We start from the raw sequence: 13384 nt of genomic DNA, 5'->3' as shown, positions 1-13384 counted from the left end.
GGGTTGGGGGTTTCCTCCCCGGTGTTTTCCTGGGGACGGCCGACGGCGTGGTCGGTCGGCCGACCGGGGGCCGGAGGGGCGTCCGTCGGCGGCGATTGCCTGTCCCGGATGGCCAGAGCCTCGGCCTCCGTCAGCGGGACATTCGATACGAGCTGTGTCGTGGACCAGCGTCCTCGGGGCCCGGCGAGGCGCCACTCGTGGAAGTAACCCTCGGCGATGAGTTCGCGCTTGGCGCGGCCGAAGGCGGTTTTCTTGATCCCGGCGCGCCGGGCGGACTCGGAGAGGGACTCGTCGACGCCGGGCGGGAGTGAAAGCTGCCAGAGGAGGAGGCACTTGGCGTCGGAGGAGAGGCGGGGATGGCGGATGATCTCGTTGGAGACGGGGGTGTAGAAGCGCATGGGAGCGGTAGCATGCCTAAGCATCTTGAGGGAGGCCTACTCTCCTGGTGGATGTAGACCCCCGGATTGGTGTTGTGAGCACCGCCGGGGGTCGATTCGTCTGCGCCGAAACGTACTCCACGGGGGCGTGCCGAAGGGCACGTTCCGGTGCTCCAACACCCGTACGGTTATGAGTAGATCAGCCGTGCGATACGCGCTGATGGACGCCCATGGCGGTGGCCATCGCCATGGCCATGCCCTGGTTTCCGTCGCGCACGGCCATGGCCCGGCTCCGCTTGATGGTCCGGCACTCCTCGCAGGGCGGCGGGCCCGTGTAGGCGGTCAGGGCGGCGGTGAGGATTTGGGCCTCGTAGCCGGTGAGCGGGTCATCGATGATGAGAAACATCTGCCCGTTGACAGGTCCTTGGGGAACGACCTGGACCGTACAGCCGTGAGCTTTGAAGGCTTCGGAGAGCTCGCGTGCCGTGCGCGCGGCGGCGTGACGGATGTTGTCGTGTGGCATGGGTGGGCTACCTCGGTCGTGTCTGTTGCTCCGGTTCCGGTTCTCAGCATCGGGGCGTAGGGCTACGCTCACCAGGGGTAACGGCTTTCGGCGTGACAAGACGAAAACGGGTGGTTGCCTCCATGCCTGCGCCCAAGGAACTCGACCCGAGCAGTTCTCTATCGGCCTTGTACGGAACGAAGTTGCGCAAGCTGCGCGCGCGGGCGGGCTGGACGCAGAAGGAGCTTGCGGAGAAGGTGCACCTCTCGCACAGCCGCATCGCCCAATTCGAGCTGGGCAAGGAAACTCCGGCCGAGGAAATCTCGGCGATGCTCGACGATCTCTTGGGAGCGGACGGCGATCTGTCCGACCTTTGGGGGCACTTGCAGCGACTGCCGCCGTCGGACGCTTTCCGTAAGTACAAGGAGTACGAGGTCAGGGCCAGCGCGATTCATCAGTACCAGGCTCATTGTGTGCCGGGACTGCTCCAGACGGAGGCGTACGCGCGGGAGATCATGAGTCACGCTGGGCCGTGGTGCTCCGATGAAGAGATCGGAGTGATGGCGGCAGCCCGAATCGCCAGGAGTGGCCTGCTCAGGAAGGAAGCTCCGCCCCTGTTGTGGGTCGTTCTGGACGAGGCGGTGATTCGTCGGCCGGTCGGAGGCCCGTCTGTCATGGGCGCGCAAATGGCCCACCTGCTGAAGATGTCCAGGGAGCCTCGAATCGAGATCCAGGTTCTGCCGTACGCGGCTGGCGCCCACGCGGCCATGGGCGGATCGCTGACAGTCCTGTCCTTCGACAACGCTCCGGACGTGGTGTACCTCGAAGGCGGATTCGGCCTGACCGACATGGTCAGGGACCGCCGGGCGGTGGCGCGGCATTGTCACCGATACGACTTGGTTCATGCCATGGCGCTTCCACCAGCCGAGTCCAGAAGGTGGATCGAGAAAGTGATGGAGGAATTCCGTACATGGGACTCGAACTGAGTGGTGCGACCTGGCGGAAGTCGACATACAGCACCGCGAACGATGACTGCCTGGAGGTCGCCGACCCCATACCCGGCCACCTCATACCCGTCCGCGACAGCAAAACCCCCGCAGGCCCCGCCCTGCTCCTCCCGGCAGGCGCCTGGGCCACCTTCGTCCGTGCCGTTGGCGCGGCGGGCGGGACGAACGAAACGTGAGTGTCCTCGATGTCGATGGAGGTATCCAGCTTCGCATCGAGGGCGGCAGCAAGAACGCGGAGGAGCGGGAGCGTCGGCGCCGTGCCGCCGCCTTCGATGTGTTCGACGTCCGCAAGTGAAAACCCGGCCCGCTCGGCGAGGGCGCCCCGGGTGATGCCCCGCGCTCACGGTGACTCCTCGAATGTCCGGTGGCAGGTGACCACTGCCCGGGGATGCGATGCCCCTGAGCGCCGTCTATGAACTGTCCTTCCTCGGCCGCCCGTTAGAACGGTTGCGCCACCAATACCTCGATAGGTGCCAACTCGCCGCATTCCGTCATCGGGTGATGTGAACTGCCCCTAGGCTCACGCCTGATGACGCAGTGACGTGCCGGTCTTTCCGGGGCGCCCGCAACGGTCAGTCACCCGCACGGGGGGCTGTTTGGGGCGCGGCCTCCCCGGAGCCACCGGGTGGTCGCGCCCATGGTCAGCCCTCCGCTGAGAGGGGTGACCGGTGGGCGAGTGCCTACCTCGGGAGAAAGGCGCAGCACGTGCGCCATCGCAAAAAGAAGGACCGTAGCCGTCTGTGGTCCCGGCTCCACCGGATCTACCGCTGGTCTGCGCCGATGCTCGGCGCCATGGCCGTGGCGGCAATCCGTTGGTGGTTGGAGGCGGCTCACCTGCTGTAACCCTCGCCAGACAAGCTAGCGAGGGGTCCAGCCGACAATCCTTCCAAGAAGCCCTACCGTCGTGACCCCGGCGGTGGGGCTTCGTTTGCAATCCTCGTCAGATGAACTAGCGAGGGGTGCGGTCTGCATCCTTCCAAGATGCCTTGCCGCCGTGCCCTGGCGGCTTCGCCACGTCCGTCGACCATGCCTGGCCGGCACAGCCACCGGGGGCCCGACCGGGTGGACGTCGCAGCACCACGGTAGCGGCTCCGCCTCCCCTTGGCACGGCAGATGGGCTCGCTGTCCCCCGGTAGGTCGACCCGGATTCGCAAGCGCGATCGATCACTCCGCGCCGTAACGGCCTTGGCCATATCCCGCCCTAGGCGAGCCCGGAACGTGCCGCGAAGGTGGAGTCCGTGCGCCGGCGGGTCCGCCGCCGGTGGCGGAAGCGTGAGAGAGGACGTGCCACGCATGGCCCCGACCCCGGTCAAGCCCGGCAAGTACAAGATCCACGCGCACATCATCGGCCCGAGCTCCCTTCTGACGGCCACCGAGTACGCCGTCAAGTACGGCGCTCCGGTCATCACCGACCGCTTCAACCCGCTCCCGATCGAGCAGGATTGGATCATCGACGTCGCCGACCACGAGGTCGTGGGCTCGCCGTACGTCATCCACCTCGCCTACCACCCGGCCGCGGGTCTCGTCGTCCACGAGGACAAGCTCTTCGTGAACAGCGTTCCGCGCGCCGAGTGGGCGAAGTTCACGTTCGAGCGGGTCATCGGCGGGCTCAAGATCCTGGACGAGAAGGGCCTCGCCCTGCGCGCCGGGCACCGTGGTGCGCAGATCGAGCTCGTCGCGCCCAAGCCGGAGTTCCAGGAGACCTGGACCCTGGAGTACCAGGGCCCGATCCCGGAGGCCGGGGAGTAGGAAGAGCGGGAAGCGGAGAGGCGGGGCGGCCCACGGGCCGCCCCGTTCACGTGTCCCCGTTCAAGTGGCCCCCGGTCACTCCTCCGCCGGCGCCTCCCCGAACCGGGCCAGCGCCAGCGCCCCCGCCACCGCCAGGGCGAAGCCCGTCACCGCGAGCGGCAGCAGCCCCTCCCTCGTACGGTCGCCGAGCCAGGAGACGCCGATCCAGGCCGGGCCGAGGGTCTCGCCGATGACCATGCCGGCCGTGGCGGCCGTGACCGAGCCGCGCTGCAACGCGGACGTCAGGAGCAGGAACGCCGCCCCTCCGCCGATCAGCAAGGCGTACGACGCGGGGTTGGTCAGCACGGCGGACGGCGCGAAGTCGTCAACGAGCCGGACGGAAACCTCCACCACCCCGAAGCCGATGCCCGCGCCCAGGCCCAGGGCCGCCGCCCGTGTCCGCCCCCGTGCCCGGCCCGCCGCCGCGCCGAAGGCGAGGACGCCCACTGCCGTGACCAGGACACCGACCCGGAGCGCGGTGTCGCCCGTGCCCGTGCCCTCCGCGCCGGAGGACAGGCCCAGCATCGCCAGCCCGCCGCACACCACCAGCACCGCGGCCCACTCCACACCGCTGAGCCGCACGCCCAGCACGCGTGAGGCGGTGACGGCCGTGACGGCCAGGCTCGCGGCGAGGGCGGCGCTCACCGCGTAGATGGGCAGGGTGCGGAGGGCGACGAGTTCCAGGAGGAAGCCCACGCCGTCCAGGGCGAGCCCGGCGAGGTAGCGCCACTGGCGCAACGCCCGCATCAGGAGTATCGGGTCCACGCCGGAGCCCGTGCCGGGCGCGGTGGCCCGGGTCGCGGCGGCCTGGAGGACGGACGCGGTGCCGAAGCAGACCGCCGTGCCGAGTGCGCAGAGCATGCCGAGAAACACGCCTCCGACTGTAGGACGGGGGAGGCCCCCGGACCCTAGAGTCGACTCGTGCTTTCCGTAGTCGTGGCGCCCTGGCGGCGCGCTCCCGTCGTCGAGCGGAACCCGGACGTGCCGCATGACGCGGCGAGCACGATGAAGGTGGCCGTGCTCGCGGCGCTGCATCGTGACGGGACGGACCTCGACAGACGGATTCCGGTCGTCAATCGTTTCGTCTCTGTGACGGGAACCGGCACTTTCGCCAACGACCGCTCCTACGACAGCGACGACGAGCCCTGGGAACTCCTCGGCGGCACCGCGTCGTTGCGCTGGCTCGCCGAGCGGATGGTGACCCACTCGTCGAACCTGGCCACCAACCTCTGCCTCGCCGAGACGGGCCACGAGGCCGTGGCCCGCGTGTGGAAGCGGGCGGGGGCGCGCGGCAGCGCCACGCCGCGCGGCATCGAGGACGCGCCGGCGCGCGCGGCGGGCATGCGCAACCTGGTCACAGCAGGGGATCTCGTCCGGTTGCTGGAGTCGCTGGAGCCGGAGGTGCTCGCCCTGCTGGAGGGCAACGTCCACCGCGTGGACCTGGCGGCGGGGCTGCCGCCGGGGACCCGGCTGGCGAGCAAGAACGGGTGGTTCCCCGGGGTTCGGCACTGCGCCGCCGTCGTCCACCCGCCCGACGCCGGGCCGTACACGATCGCCGTCTGCTACACCGGGCCCCTCGCCAACGGGGAGGACGTGGACGACCCCGCCGCCCGTCTGCTGGCGCGGATCTCGGCGCGGGTGTGGGCCGGCCGTCACACCATCCTGGGCTGATGGAGACCGGCGGTCATCAGGGCCTCGACACCGCCGCGGTTGAGCAGGTTGATGCGGATGTACCCGGGGTGGCCGTCGAGCTCGAAGTACGTCCCGTCCATCGCCAGGAACCAGCGGTGCGGCACCCGCGGCCGGGCGAACAGGAAGAAGCCGGTCTCCACCGGCATCCGCGCGCTGAGCGCGCCGCTGTCCGCCAGCACCCGGTGACGGTCGCGGACGTGCCGTACCAGCGCGCCGTTGCCCTCGCCGAGCATGAGGTCGGCCGCGCGGTGGGCGAAGAGGCGGTCGGAGACCGCCACATCACCGTGCAGATTGATGTGCAGCTCGGCCATCTCCTCGCGCAACCGCTCCGGAACGAGCAGATGGGCGCAGCGGTAGCCATGGATCGACAGGTATTTGGTGGGGCACACCAGGCGGAGGGTGAGGTCGCCGGGCAGATGGGCCGCCGACTCCTCGCCGCGTTCCCCGTCCCAGCGCATGTACTGGAAGGTCCCGTCGACGAAGACCAGTGAACCCGTCTCCTGCTGCCAGGCCCCGATCGTCTTCAGCACCGTGGACGGGACCCTTCTGCCCGCGTACCAGACGGGGTCGGTGAGGACGAGCACGGTCCGCTCGTCGGGCAGGCGGAGATCGAATTCCGGCTGGTAGGCGTGGGCGCGGGCGACGGGGACGGGTTCGATGCCCATGCGTCTGAAGAGGTAGGCGAGCTTGTAGTACACCGGCGCGACGTAGTGGACCCGCCGCTGTCCCCTCAGCAGCAGCCAGGTGGCGAACGTGCCGAGGAGACTGCTGGAGCCGCCGGCCGGGAGCACATGGCGCGGCGTGCAGTCGGCCCCGTCGTAGCGCCGGTGCATCGCGGCGATTTTGGTGCGCAGCCTGTCGTCCTCGTCCAGTGCGGAGTAGCGGGTGACGTCCGCCAGGCGTCCGGGCGGGGTGTCGGCGAGCTCGCCGAGGAATTCCCCGACGAACGGGTGCCCGCCGTTGTAGTCGGAGACGAAGACCCGGGCGCCGGGCTGCTGCCGCTCGGCCTCGATCCGCTCGTGCCGGTCGAGCATCCGGAACAGTGACGGCGTCACGGGCGTACCCCTTCGCATGCGTCGGCGGTCGGCTCGCAACGACAGTCTCAGGGCGCGCGGACGCCCCGGCAATACGGCCCGGGCGGGGTGCCGGGCGGCAGGCCCGGAGCCACGGTTTAGGGTGGACGAACTTTCGAACGCGACGGGGGCGTCAGAGATGGAGAAGAAGGCGCGACGGCGTCTGCGGTCCAGCACGGTCATATTGGGCGGAATGGGCGTGCTCGCAGCCGCCCTCACCTCCTGCGGATCCGAGCCGGACAAACGCTGCGTGGACCGCAACAGCTACGAGGCGGGAAAGGGCTACAAAGTCCTCGACTCGAAGGCGTGCAAGAGCGGCGGCAGCGGTGGCCATGCCGCCGGCAGCGGCACCGGCACCTGGTACTACAACTCCGGCGATTCCGGCAGCCGTGCCAAGGCCGGTACGTTCGACAAGAGCAAGGCCGTTTCCCGGGGCGGATTCGGCTGTTCCTCTTCCAAGAGCCATTCCGGTTCGAGCGGCGGCTGATCCCGGGACATGCGCCGCCACCGCACCACCCCTCGCCCCGGCTGGCAGAACACCGTCGAGGAACAGGGCCTGATCTATCCGCTCACACGGGAGCCGGACGGCTCCCTGCGGCCGTACTGGGACGAGAGCGCGTACTACTCCTTCACGCTGCCCGAGGTCGAGGCGCTGGAGGAGGTCGTCGAGGAGCTCCATACGATGTGCCTGGCCGCGGCCGCGCACATCGTGGAGCACGACCGCTACGCGGACCTCGGCCTCACCGACCCCCGGCTGACGGCCCTGATCAGCGAGTCCTGGCACCGGCGCGAGGAACTCCCCTCCCTCTACGGGCGGTTCGACCTGCGCTACGACGGGCGCGGCGGCCCCGCGAAGATGCTGGAGTACAACGCCGACACCCCGACATCCCTCGTGGAGGCGGCCGGTCCGCAGTGGTTCTGGATGGAGGAGCGCTTCGCCGGCGTTCCCGACGCCGACCAGTGGAATTCCCTCCACGAGCGGCTCGTCGACGCCTGGCGCCGCCAGGCGGACCTGCTGCCGCCCGGCGCGCCCGTGCATTTCGCGCATTCCATCGGCGATGAACTCGGCGAGGACCTGATGACCGTCGCCTATCTCCGCGAGACGGCGGAACAGGCGGGCATCGCGACGGACGTCATCTCGATGGAGGACATCGGCTGGGACGGCCTCTCCGGCCGTTTCGTCGACAAGAAACTCCGTTTCGTCCGGGCCTGTTTCAAGCTCTATCCCTGGGAATGGCTGGCGGAGGACGACTTCGGCCCGCACGTGCTCGACACCCTCGACAACGGCGGCGGCACGGGTTCCACGCTGTGGATCGAACCGGCGTGGAAGATGCTGCTGTCGAACAAGGCGCTGCTGGCCGTGCTGTGGGAACTCTTTCCCGGGCACCCGAATCTGCTGCCCGCCTATCTGGACGGCCCCCGCGAACTCGCGCGCGAGGGCGGCTGGGCGGCCAAGCCGCTCTTCGGCCGCGAGGGCGCGGGCGTCACCCTCCACCCCGCCGGGAGCGCGCCCGCAGTGCGGGACGAGCCCTGCTGCTACCAGGAGCTCGCCCCGCTCCCCGGCTTCGACGGCAACCACGTGGTGCTGGGCGCCTGGGTGGTCGACGGCGAGCCCGCGGGGCTGGGCATCCGGGAGTCGGCGGAGCTGGTCACGGACGGGTACGCCCGCTTCGTCCCCCATGTGATCCTCCCGGAGGGGTGATCGCGCCCGGGCCGGCCCTTCAGCCGGCCCCTCAGCCGGCCGTCAGGACCTCCCGCAGCCGCTCCAGGCCCCAGTCCAGGTCCTCCTTGCTGATGACCAGCGGCGGGGCGATGCGGATCGTCGCGCCGTGGGTGTCCTTGACCAGCACCCCGCGCGCCATCAGCCGCTCCGAGACCTCGCGGCCCGTGCCGATCTCCGGGGCGATGTCGACGCCCGCCCACAGGCCCCGGCCGCGGACGGCGGTGACGGCCGGGCCGCCGGTCAGGAGGTTGAGTTCGTGGTGGAGGTGCTCGCCGAGGCGGGCCGCGCGCTCCTGGTACTCGCCGGAGCGGAGGATCGCGATGACCTCCAGGGCGACCGCGCACGCCAGCGGATTCCCCCCGAAGGTGGAACCGTGCTCGCCGGGCCTGTACACGCCGAGGACGTCGCGCGAGGAGACCACCGCCGAGACCGGCACCACGCCGCCGCCGAGCGCCTTGCCCAGGATGTAGACGTCCGGGACCACGTCCTCGTGCTCGCAGGCGAACGTCCGGCCCGTTCTGCCCAGCCCGGACTGGATCTCGTCCGCCATGAAGAGGACGTTCCGCTCCCGGGTGAGCCGGCGGACGCCCGCCAGATAGCCGGGCGGGGGCACCAGGACGCCCGCCTCGCCCTGGATGGGCTCCAGCAGCACGGCCACGGTGTGCTCGTCGACGGCGGCCTCCATCGCCGCCAGGTCGCCGTAGGGGACGATCTCGAAGCCGGGCGTGTAAGGGCCGTAGTCCGCCCGGGCCTCCTCGTCCGTGGAGAAGCTGATGATCGTGGTCGTCCGGCCGTGGAAGTTGTTGTCCGCGACGACGATCTTCGCCTTGCCGTCGGGGACGCCCTTGACGCGGTAGCCCCACTTGCGGGCGGTCTTCAGGGCCGTCTCCACGGCCTCCGCGCCCGTGTTCATGGGCAGGACCATCTCCATCCCGCACAGCTCCGTGAGCGCGGTACAGAACTCGCCGAAGCGGTCGTGGTGGAAGGCACGGGAGGTCAGGGTCACCCTGTCGAGCTGCTCCTTGGCCGCGTTGATCAGCCGTCGGTGGCCGTGGCCGAAGTTCAGCGCCGAGTAGCCGGCGAGCATGTCGAGGTAGCGGCGCCCCTCGACGTCGGTCATCCAGGCGCCCTGCGCGGTCGCGACGACGACCGGCAGCGGGTGGTAGTTGTGCGCGCTGTGCTTCTCGGCGGCGGCGATGGTGCGTTCCGTGGCGGTCACCGTGTGCTCCGTTCCACTCCGGGGCTGCTGCTGACGCCTTTGTACACCCGCCGTACACCCCCGGTGGGCGCGGTTTTCCACAGCTGAACCGAGTCCGCTCCCGCACCTGAGAGAATGTTGTGCATGGCCCTTGATCGTCCGCGCGCTCTCTCCGGTATCCAGCCCACCGCAGGCTCGTTCCACCTGGGGAACTACCTCGGTGCCGTCCGTCAGTACGTGGCTCTCCAGGAGTCCCACGACGCCTTCTACATGGTCGTCGACCTCCACGCGATCACGGTGCCGCAGGACCCCAAGGAGCTGCGGGCCAACACCCGGGTCGCGGCCGCCCAGCTGCTGGCCGCCGGGCTGGACCCGGAGCGCTGCACGCTGTTCGTGCAGAGCCACGTCCCGGAGCACGCGCAGCTCGGCTGGGTGATGAACTGCCTCACCGGCTTCGGCGAGGCCTCGCGCATGACGCAGTTCAAGGACAAGTCCGCCAAGCAGGGCGCCGGCGCCACCACGGTCGGCCTGTTCACCTACCCGATCCTCCAGGTCGCCGACATCCTCCTCTACCAGGCGGACGCGGTCCCGGTGGGCGAGGACCAGCGCCAGCACATCGAGCTCACGCGCGACCTGGCCGAGCGGTTCAACGGCCGCTTCGGCGACACCTTCACCCTCCCGTCGGCGCACATCGTCCGGGAGACGGCGAAGATCTACGACCTTCAGGACCCGTCGTCGAAGATGAGCAAGTCGACGGCGAACCCCAAGGGCCTGATCAATCTGCTCGACGAGCCCAAGGTCTCGGCGAAGAAGATCAAGAGCGCGGTCACCGACACCGACACGGTCATCCGCTTCGACGCCGAGAAGAAGCCGGGCGTCAGCAACCTCCTCACGATCTACTCCACGCTCACCGGCACCACCGTCGCCGACCTGGAGCTGAAGTACGAGGGCAAGGGCTACGGCGCGCTCAAGACCGACCTCGCCGAGGTCATGGTCGAGTTCGTCACCCCCTTCCGCGCCCGTACGCAGGAGTACCTGGACGACCCGGCCGAGCTGGACGCGGTGCTGGCCAAGGGCGCGGAGAAGGCCCGGGCCGTCGCGGCGGACACCCTGGCCCGGGCGTACGACCGGGTGGGCTTCCTGCCCGCCAAGCACTGACCGGCCGCGCTACGGCGGCCCCGCCGGCCGCTGAGCCATCCGGATACGGTTCACCGGCGTCCGCGCACGTCGGGACCCTTGGCCCGGGCGGGCGGGACCAGGAGATCTGGCAGTGGGAGCGGCCCAGCCGTCACACTGACCACGGGGACGTACAGGCGCCAGGAGGGAGAACGCAGTGGGGACCGTAACGCTCGGCGTTTCGATCGCGGTCCCGGAGCCGTACGGCAGCTTCCTCCAGAAGCGCCGCGAGGGCTTCGGCGACCCGCACGCCCACGGCATTCCCACGCACGTCACCCTGCTGCCACCCACCGAGGTGGACGCCTCGTCACTCCCCGCGATCGAACGGCACCTGGCCGGGGTCGCGGCGGCGGGGCGCCCCTTCCGGATGCGGCTGGCGGGGACGGGCACGTTCCGGCCGCTCTCGCCCGTCGTCTATGTGAACGTGGTCGAGGGCTCGGCCTCCTGCGCATGGCTCCAGAAGCGGGTGCGGGACGCGTCGGGCCCGGTCGCGCGGGAGCTCCAGTTCCCGTACCACCCGCATGTCACCGTGGCCCACGGGATCGCCGAGGAGGCCATGGACCGGGCCTTCACGGAGCTCGCGGACTACGAGGCGGAGTGGACGATCGAGGGCTTCGCGCTCTACGAGCAGGGAGAGGACGGTATCTGGCGCCTCGAGCGCGACTTTCCCTTTGGGACGGACCCCGAGCCCGGAACCGGGCCCGAAACCGGGCCCGACGAGGTGACCGCGGCGGTGCCGCGGCAGGAGGGCGCGGGTATCCGTAGCTCATGGACTGGCTCACCCGGCTGCCCCTGATCGGCCCGCTCGCCTCGAAGGCGACGCGTACGCGCGCCTGGCGCGCGTACGCCACCCTCGATCGTGTGAAGTGGGCACGGCTCGCCGCCGCGATCACCTTCTCGAGTTTCGTCGCGCTCTTCCCCCTGCTCACCCTCGGCGCGGCCGTGGCCGCCGCCGTGCTCAGCGACGAGCAGACCAAGGAGCTGGAGCGCCGGATCGCCGAACAGGTGCCCTCCGGGGCCCTCGACCTGACCACGTTCACCGACAACGCCGGCACGGTCGGCCTCGTCGCCGGAGCCCTGCTGCTGTTCACCGGGGTCAGCTGGGTCGGTCAGCTGCGCGGGTGCCTGCGCGCGGTGTGGGAGCTGGAGGAGGACCCCGGCAACGTCCTGCTCCTCAAGGCCAAGGACGTCATGCTGCTGCTGGGCCTCGGCGGGGTCTTCCTGCTGTCGGCGGCCTGCTCCGCCTTCGCGTCGGCGGCGGTCGGCTGGGTCGTGGAACGGGCCGGGCTGCAGGGCGCCGGCGGGCTGCTGACGGCCGTGGGATTCTGCATCGCCGTCCTCGCGGACTTCCTGCTGATGCTCTACGTCCTGTCCCGGCTGCCCGGCGTGCTGCCCGAGCGGCGCCGGCTGGTCACCGGCGCGCTGCTCGGGGCGGTGGGCTTCGAGCTGCTCAAGCTGGTGCTGAGCGGCTATCTGCGGGGCGTGGCGGCCAGGAGCATGTACGGCGCGTTCGGCACCCCGATCGCCCTGCTGCTGTGGATCAACTTCACGGCGAAGCTCACGCTCTTCTGTGCCGCGTGGACCGCCACGGACGGCGCGGCCACGCGACAAGAGGAGTCTCCGGCTACTCCTTCGGCGGGTTCTTCGGCGTAGGCGGTGCCGCGTGCCCCGGGCGGCGCCGCACCCGCTCCGGCAGCGGATGCCGGCGGTTGACGACGAACCCGGCCACGGCCAGCACCGCCAGCGCCCCGCCGGTCAGGCCGACGGCCGTCCACATACCGTCGCCGCCGCCCGTGACGGCGGCCTGGGCGCCCTGCGAGGACTGCCCGTTGGCACCGCCCGCCTTGTCGGCGGGGAAGCCGCCCTTCGGCGGGACGAGCACACCGACCGGCTTGACGTGGCCGACCGCCTCGAAGCCCCAGTCGAGGAGCAACTGGGTCTCCTTGTAGACCTGGTTGCGCTCCTTGATTTCCGGGTTCATCACGGTGACCAGCAGCTTCTTGCCGTCGTGCTGGGCGACGCCGGTGAAGGTGTTGCCGGCGTTGGTGGTGGAGCCGTTCTTCACCCCCGCCATGCCCTTGTAGGCGGGCACCCCGTCCTGGCCGGTGAGGAGCCGGTTGGTGTTGACGATCTCCTTCGTCTTCCCCGGGTGGTCCTCGTCGGGGAACTGCGCCCGGGCCGTCGAGCAGTACTCGCGGAAGTCGGCCTTCTGCAGGCCGGAGCGGGCGAACAGCGTCAGGTCGTAGGCGCTGGAGACCTGCCCCTCGGCGTCGTAGCCGTCGGGCGTGACGACGTGGGTGTCCTCGGCCTGGAGCTCGTCGGCGTGCTCCTGCATGTCCCGGACGGTCTTGGCGACGCCGCCGTTCATCGCGGACAGCGTGTGCACGGCGTCGTTGCCGGAGCGCAGGAAGACACCCATCCACATGTCGTGGACGGAGTAGGTCAGCCCCTCCTTCATCCCGACCTGGCTGCTGCCCTCGCCCATGCCCTCCATGTCGGACGGCTTGACCTGGTGCTTCTGGTTCTTGGGGAACCTCGGCAGCACCGTGTCGGCGAACAGCATCTTCAGCGTGGAGGCGGGCGGCAGCTGCCAGTGGGCGTTGTTGGCCGCGAGGATGTCACCGGTCTCGGCGTCCGCGACGAGCCAGGAGTTCCCGCTGAGCTCCCGGGGCAGCTCGGGCGCGCCGGGGCCCAGCTGGACCTGCGTGCCGGGCCGGCCCAGGAGTTCGCCGCCCACCGTCGACATCTTGGCCGGCGGCCGCTTCGGCGGGGGCTTGGCCTTGCCGTCGGCGGCCTTGCCGGGGGTCGCCGAGGCGCCGGGGGATACCGCGGGCGATCCGCTGGGGCC

15 protein-coding genes and 2 pseudogenes are annotated in these 13384 nt (G+C 70.2%); 10 read left to right on the top strand and 7 right to left on the bottom strand.

Translation table 11 applies throughout. From position 1 onward, the window contains the following. Together K6I33_RS20625 and K6I33_RS20620 are read right to left on the bottom strand one after the other, a co-directional pair. Positions 1-398 (bottom strand): annotated as a pseudogene (locus K6I33_RS20625) (hypothetical protein); the annotation flags it as partial. 178 nt (positions 399-576) lie between these two features. Then, on the bottom strand, positions 577-900 hold the full coding sequence (locus K6I33_RS20620; protein ID WP_229354864.1) for a hypothetical protein: 324 nt from the start codon (positions 898-900) through the stop codon (positions 577-579). Positions 901-1022: 122 nt separating this feature from the next. On the opposite strand from K6I33_RS20620, the gene K6I33_RS20615 reads away from it, so the two are divergent. From K6I33_RS20615 to K6I33_RS36050, 3 genes are read left to right on the top strand one after another with little or no spacing between them, the layout of a single operon-like run. Beyond that, on the top strand, positions 1023-1865 hold the full coding sequence (locus K6I33_RS20615) for a helix-turn-helix transcriptional regulator (RefSeq protein ID WP_229354862.1): 843 nt from the start codon (positions 1023-1025) through the stop codon (positions 1863-1865). Beyond that, positions 1850-2062: a DUF397 domain-containing protein gene (locus tag K6I33_RS20610; protein WP_229354860.1), complete on the top strand. Its 213-nt coding sequence runs from the start codon at positions 1850-1852 to the stop codon at positions 2060-2062. The genes K6I33_RS20615 and K6I33_RS20610 overlap by 16 nt, the downstream gene beginning before the upstream one ends. Beyond that, the gene (locus tag K6I33_RS36050; protein WP_275126739.1) at positions 2059-2181 is read left to right on the top strand and encodes a hypothetical protein; all 123 of its coding nucleotides are present in this window, start codon (positions 2059-2061) and stop codon (positions 2179-2181) included. Before K6I33_RS20610 ends, K6I33_RS36050 begins: the two co-directional genes overlap by 4 nt. On the opposite strand, the pseudogene K6I33_RS36635 reads toward K6I33_RS36050, so the two are convergent. Beyond that, positions 2152-2217 (bottom strand): annotated as a pseudogene (locus K6I33_RS36635) (hypothetical protein); the annotation flags it as partial. The gene K6I33_RS36050 and the pseudogene K6I33_RS36635 sit on opposite strands and share 30 nt — an antisense overlap. Before the next feature lie 962 nt (positions 2218-3179). Here K6I33_RS36635 and K6I33_RS20605 point away from each other — a divergent pair. Next, a complete protein-coding gene (locus K6I33_RS20605) occupies positions 3180-3635 on the top strand; it encodes a hypothetical protein (protein ID WP_229354858.1) in 456 nt (151 codons plus the stop codon). A 75-nt stretch (positions 3636-3710) separates the two neighbouring features. On the opposite strand, the gene K6I33_RS20600 is transcribed toward K6I33_RS20605, so the two are convergent. Next, the gene (locus tag K6I33_RS20600; protein WP_229354865.1) at positions 3711-4535 is read right to left on the bottom strand and encodes a hypothetical protein; all 825 of its coding nucleotides are present in this window, start codon (positions 4533-4535) and stop codon (positions 3711-3713) included. A gap of 60 nt (positions 4536-4595) precedes the next feature. Here K6I33_RS20600 and K6I33_RS20595 point away from each other — a divergent pair, with 60 nt between their 5' ends. Then, on the top strand, positions 4596-5345 hold the full coding sequence (locus tag K6I33_RS20595; protein WP_229354855.1) for a serine hydrolase: 750 nt from the start codon (positions 4596-4598) through the stop codon (positions 5343-5345). Here the strand turns inward: K6I33_RS20595 and K6I33_RS20590 are convergent. Then, on the bottom strand, positions 5327-6421 hold the full coding sequence (locus tag K6I33_RS20590) for an aminotransferase class I/II-fold pyridoxal phosphate-dependent enzyme (protein WP_229354853.1): 1095 nt from the start codon (positions 6419-6421) through the stop codon (positions 5327-5329). The genes K6I33_RS20595 and K6I33_RS20590 overlap by 19 nt on opposite strands. A gap of 157 nt (positions 6422-6578) precedes the next feature. Here K6I33_RS20590 and K6I33_RS20585 point away from each other — a divergent pair, with 157 nt between their 5' ends. Beyond that, positions 6579-6926, top strand: coding sequence for a hypothetical protein (locus K6I33_RS20585; RefSeq protein WP_229354846.1), 348 nt, complete (start codon positions 6579-6581; stop codon positions 6924-6926). 9 nt (positions 6927-6935) lie between these two features. Beyond that, positions 6936-8141 (top strand): glutathionylspermidine synthase family protein, encoded by a 1206-nt coding sequence (locus tag K6I33_RS20580; RefSeq protein ID WP_229354844.1) that lies wholly within the window; start codon positions 6936-6938, stop codon positions 8139-8141. Positions 8142-8172: 31 nt separating this feature from the next. On the opposite strand, the gene rocD is transcribed toward K6I33_RS20580, so the two are convergent. Continuing rightward, positions 8173-9381, bottom strand: coding sequence for an ornithine--oxo-acid transaminase (gene rocD, locus K6I33_RS20575; protein ID WP_229354842.1), 1209 nt, complete (start codon positions 9379-9381; stop codon positions 8173-8175). A gap of 123 nt (positions 9382-9504) precedes the next feature. Between rocD and trpS the strand changes: the two genes are divergently transcribed. The 3 genes from trpS to K6I33_RS20560 all read left to right on the top strand — a co-directional run bounded on the left by trpS (position 9505) and on the right by K6I33_RS20560 (position 12189). Continuing rightward, complete coding sequence (gene trpS, locus K6I33_RS20570; protein WP_229354839.1) at positions 9505-10518, top strand: tryptophan--tRNA ligase; 1014 nt, start codon at positions 9505-9507, stop codon at positions 10516-10518. Between the two features lie 175 nt (positions 10519-10693). Beyond that, positions 10694-11332 (top strand): 2'-5' RNA ligase family protein, encoded by a 639-nt coding sequence (locus K6I33_RS20565; RefSeq protein WP_229354837.1) that lies wholly within the window; start codon positions 10694-10696, stop codon positions 11330-11332. Beyond that, positions 11305-12189 (top strand): YihY/virulence factor BrkB family protein, encoded by an 885-nt coding sequence (locus K6I33_RS20560; protein WP_229354829.1) that lies wholly within the window; start codon positions 11305-11307, stop codon positions 12187-12189. Before K6I33_RS20565 ends, K6I33_RS20560 begins: the two co-directional genes overlap by 28 nt. Here K6I33_RS20560 and K6I33_RS20555 read toward each other — a convergent pair. Further along, positions 12161-13384: D-alanyl-D-alanine carboxypeptidase family protein (locus tag K6I33_RS20555; protein WP_229354827.1), on the bottom strand; the 1224-nt coding region annotated here is incomplete at its 5' end. The genes K6I33_RS20560 and K6I33_RS20555 overlap by 29 nt on opposite strands.

The organism is Streptomyces sp. UNOB3_S3 (assembly GCF_020740895.1).
GTDB lineage: Bacteria > Actinomycetota > Actinomycetes > Streptomycetales > Streptomycetaceae > Streptomyces.
Note: the sequence above shows the minus strand (reverse complement) of the source record. Positions and strands in the feature narration are given on the sequence as shown.

Excerpts from the sequence above, each read along its gene's own strand:
- trpS (WP_229354839.1), top strand. The coding sequence starts at position 9,505 with ATGGCCCTTGATCGTCCGCGCGCTCTCTCCGGTATCCAGCCCACCGCA.
- K6I33_RS20580 (WP_229354844.1), top strand. The coding sequence starts at position 6,936 with ATGCGCCGCCACCGCACCACCCCTCGCCCCGGCTGGCAGAACACCGTC.
- K6I33_RS20560 (WP_229354829.1), top strand. The coding sequence starts at position 11,305 with ATGGACTGGCTCACCCGGCTGCCCCTGATCGGCCCGCTCGCCTCGAAG.
- K6I33_RS20610 (WP_229354860.1), top strand. The coding sequence starts at position 1,850 with ATGGGACTCGAACTGAGTGGTGCGACCTGGCGGAAGTCGACATACAGC.
- K6I33_RS20615 (WP_229354862.1), top strand. The coding sequence starts at position 1,023 with ATGCCTGCGCCCAAGGAACTCGACCCGAGCAGTTCTCTATCGGCCTTG.
- K6I33_RS20605 (WP_229354858.1), top strand. The coding sequence starts at position 3,180 with ATGGCCCCGACCCCGGTCAAGCCCGGCAAGTACAAGATCCACGCGCAC.
- K6I33_RS20620 (WP_229354864.1), bottom strand. The coding sequence starts at position 900 with ATGCCACACGACAACATCCGTCACGCCGCCGCGCGCACGGCACGCGAG.
- K6I33_RS20585 (WP_229354846.1), top strand. The coding sequence starts at position 6,579 with ATGGAGAAGAAGGCGCGACGGCGTCTGCGGTCCAGCACGGTCATATTG.
- K6I33_RS20600 (WP_229354865.1), bottom strand. The coding sequence starts at position 4,535 with ATGCTCTGCGCACTCGGCACGGCGGTCTGCTTCGGCACCGCGTCCGTC.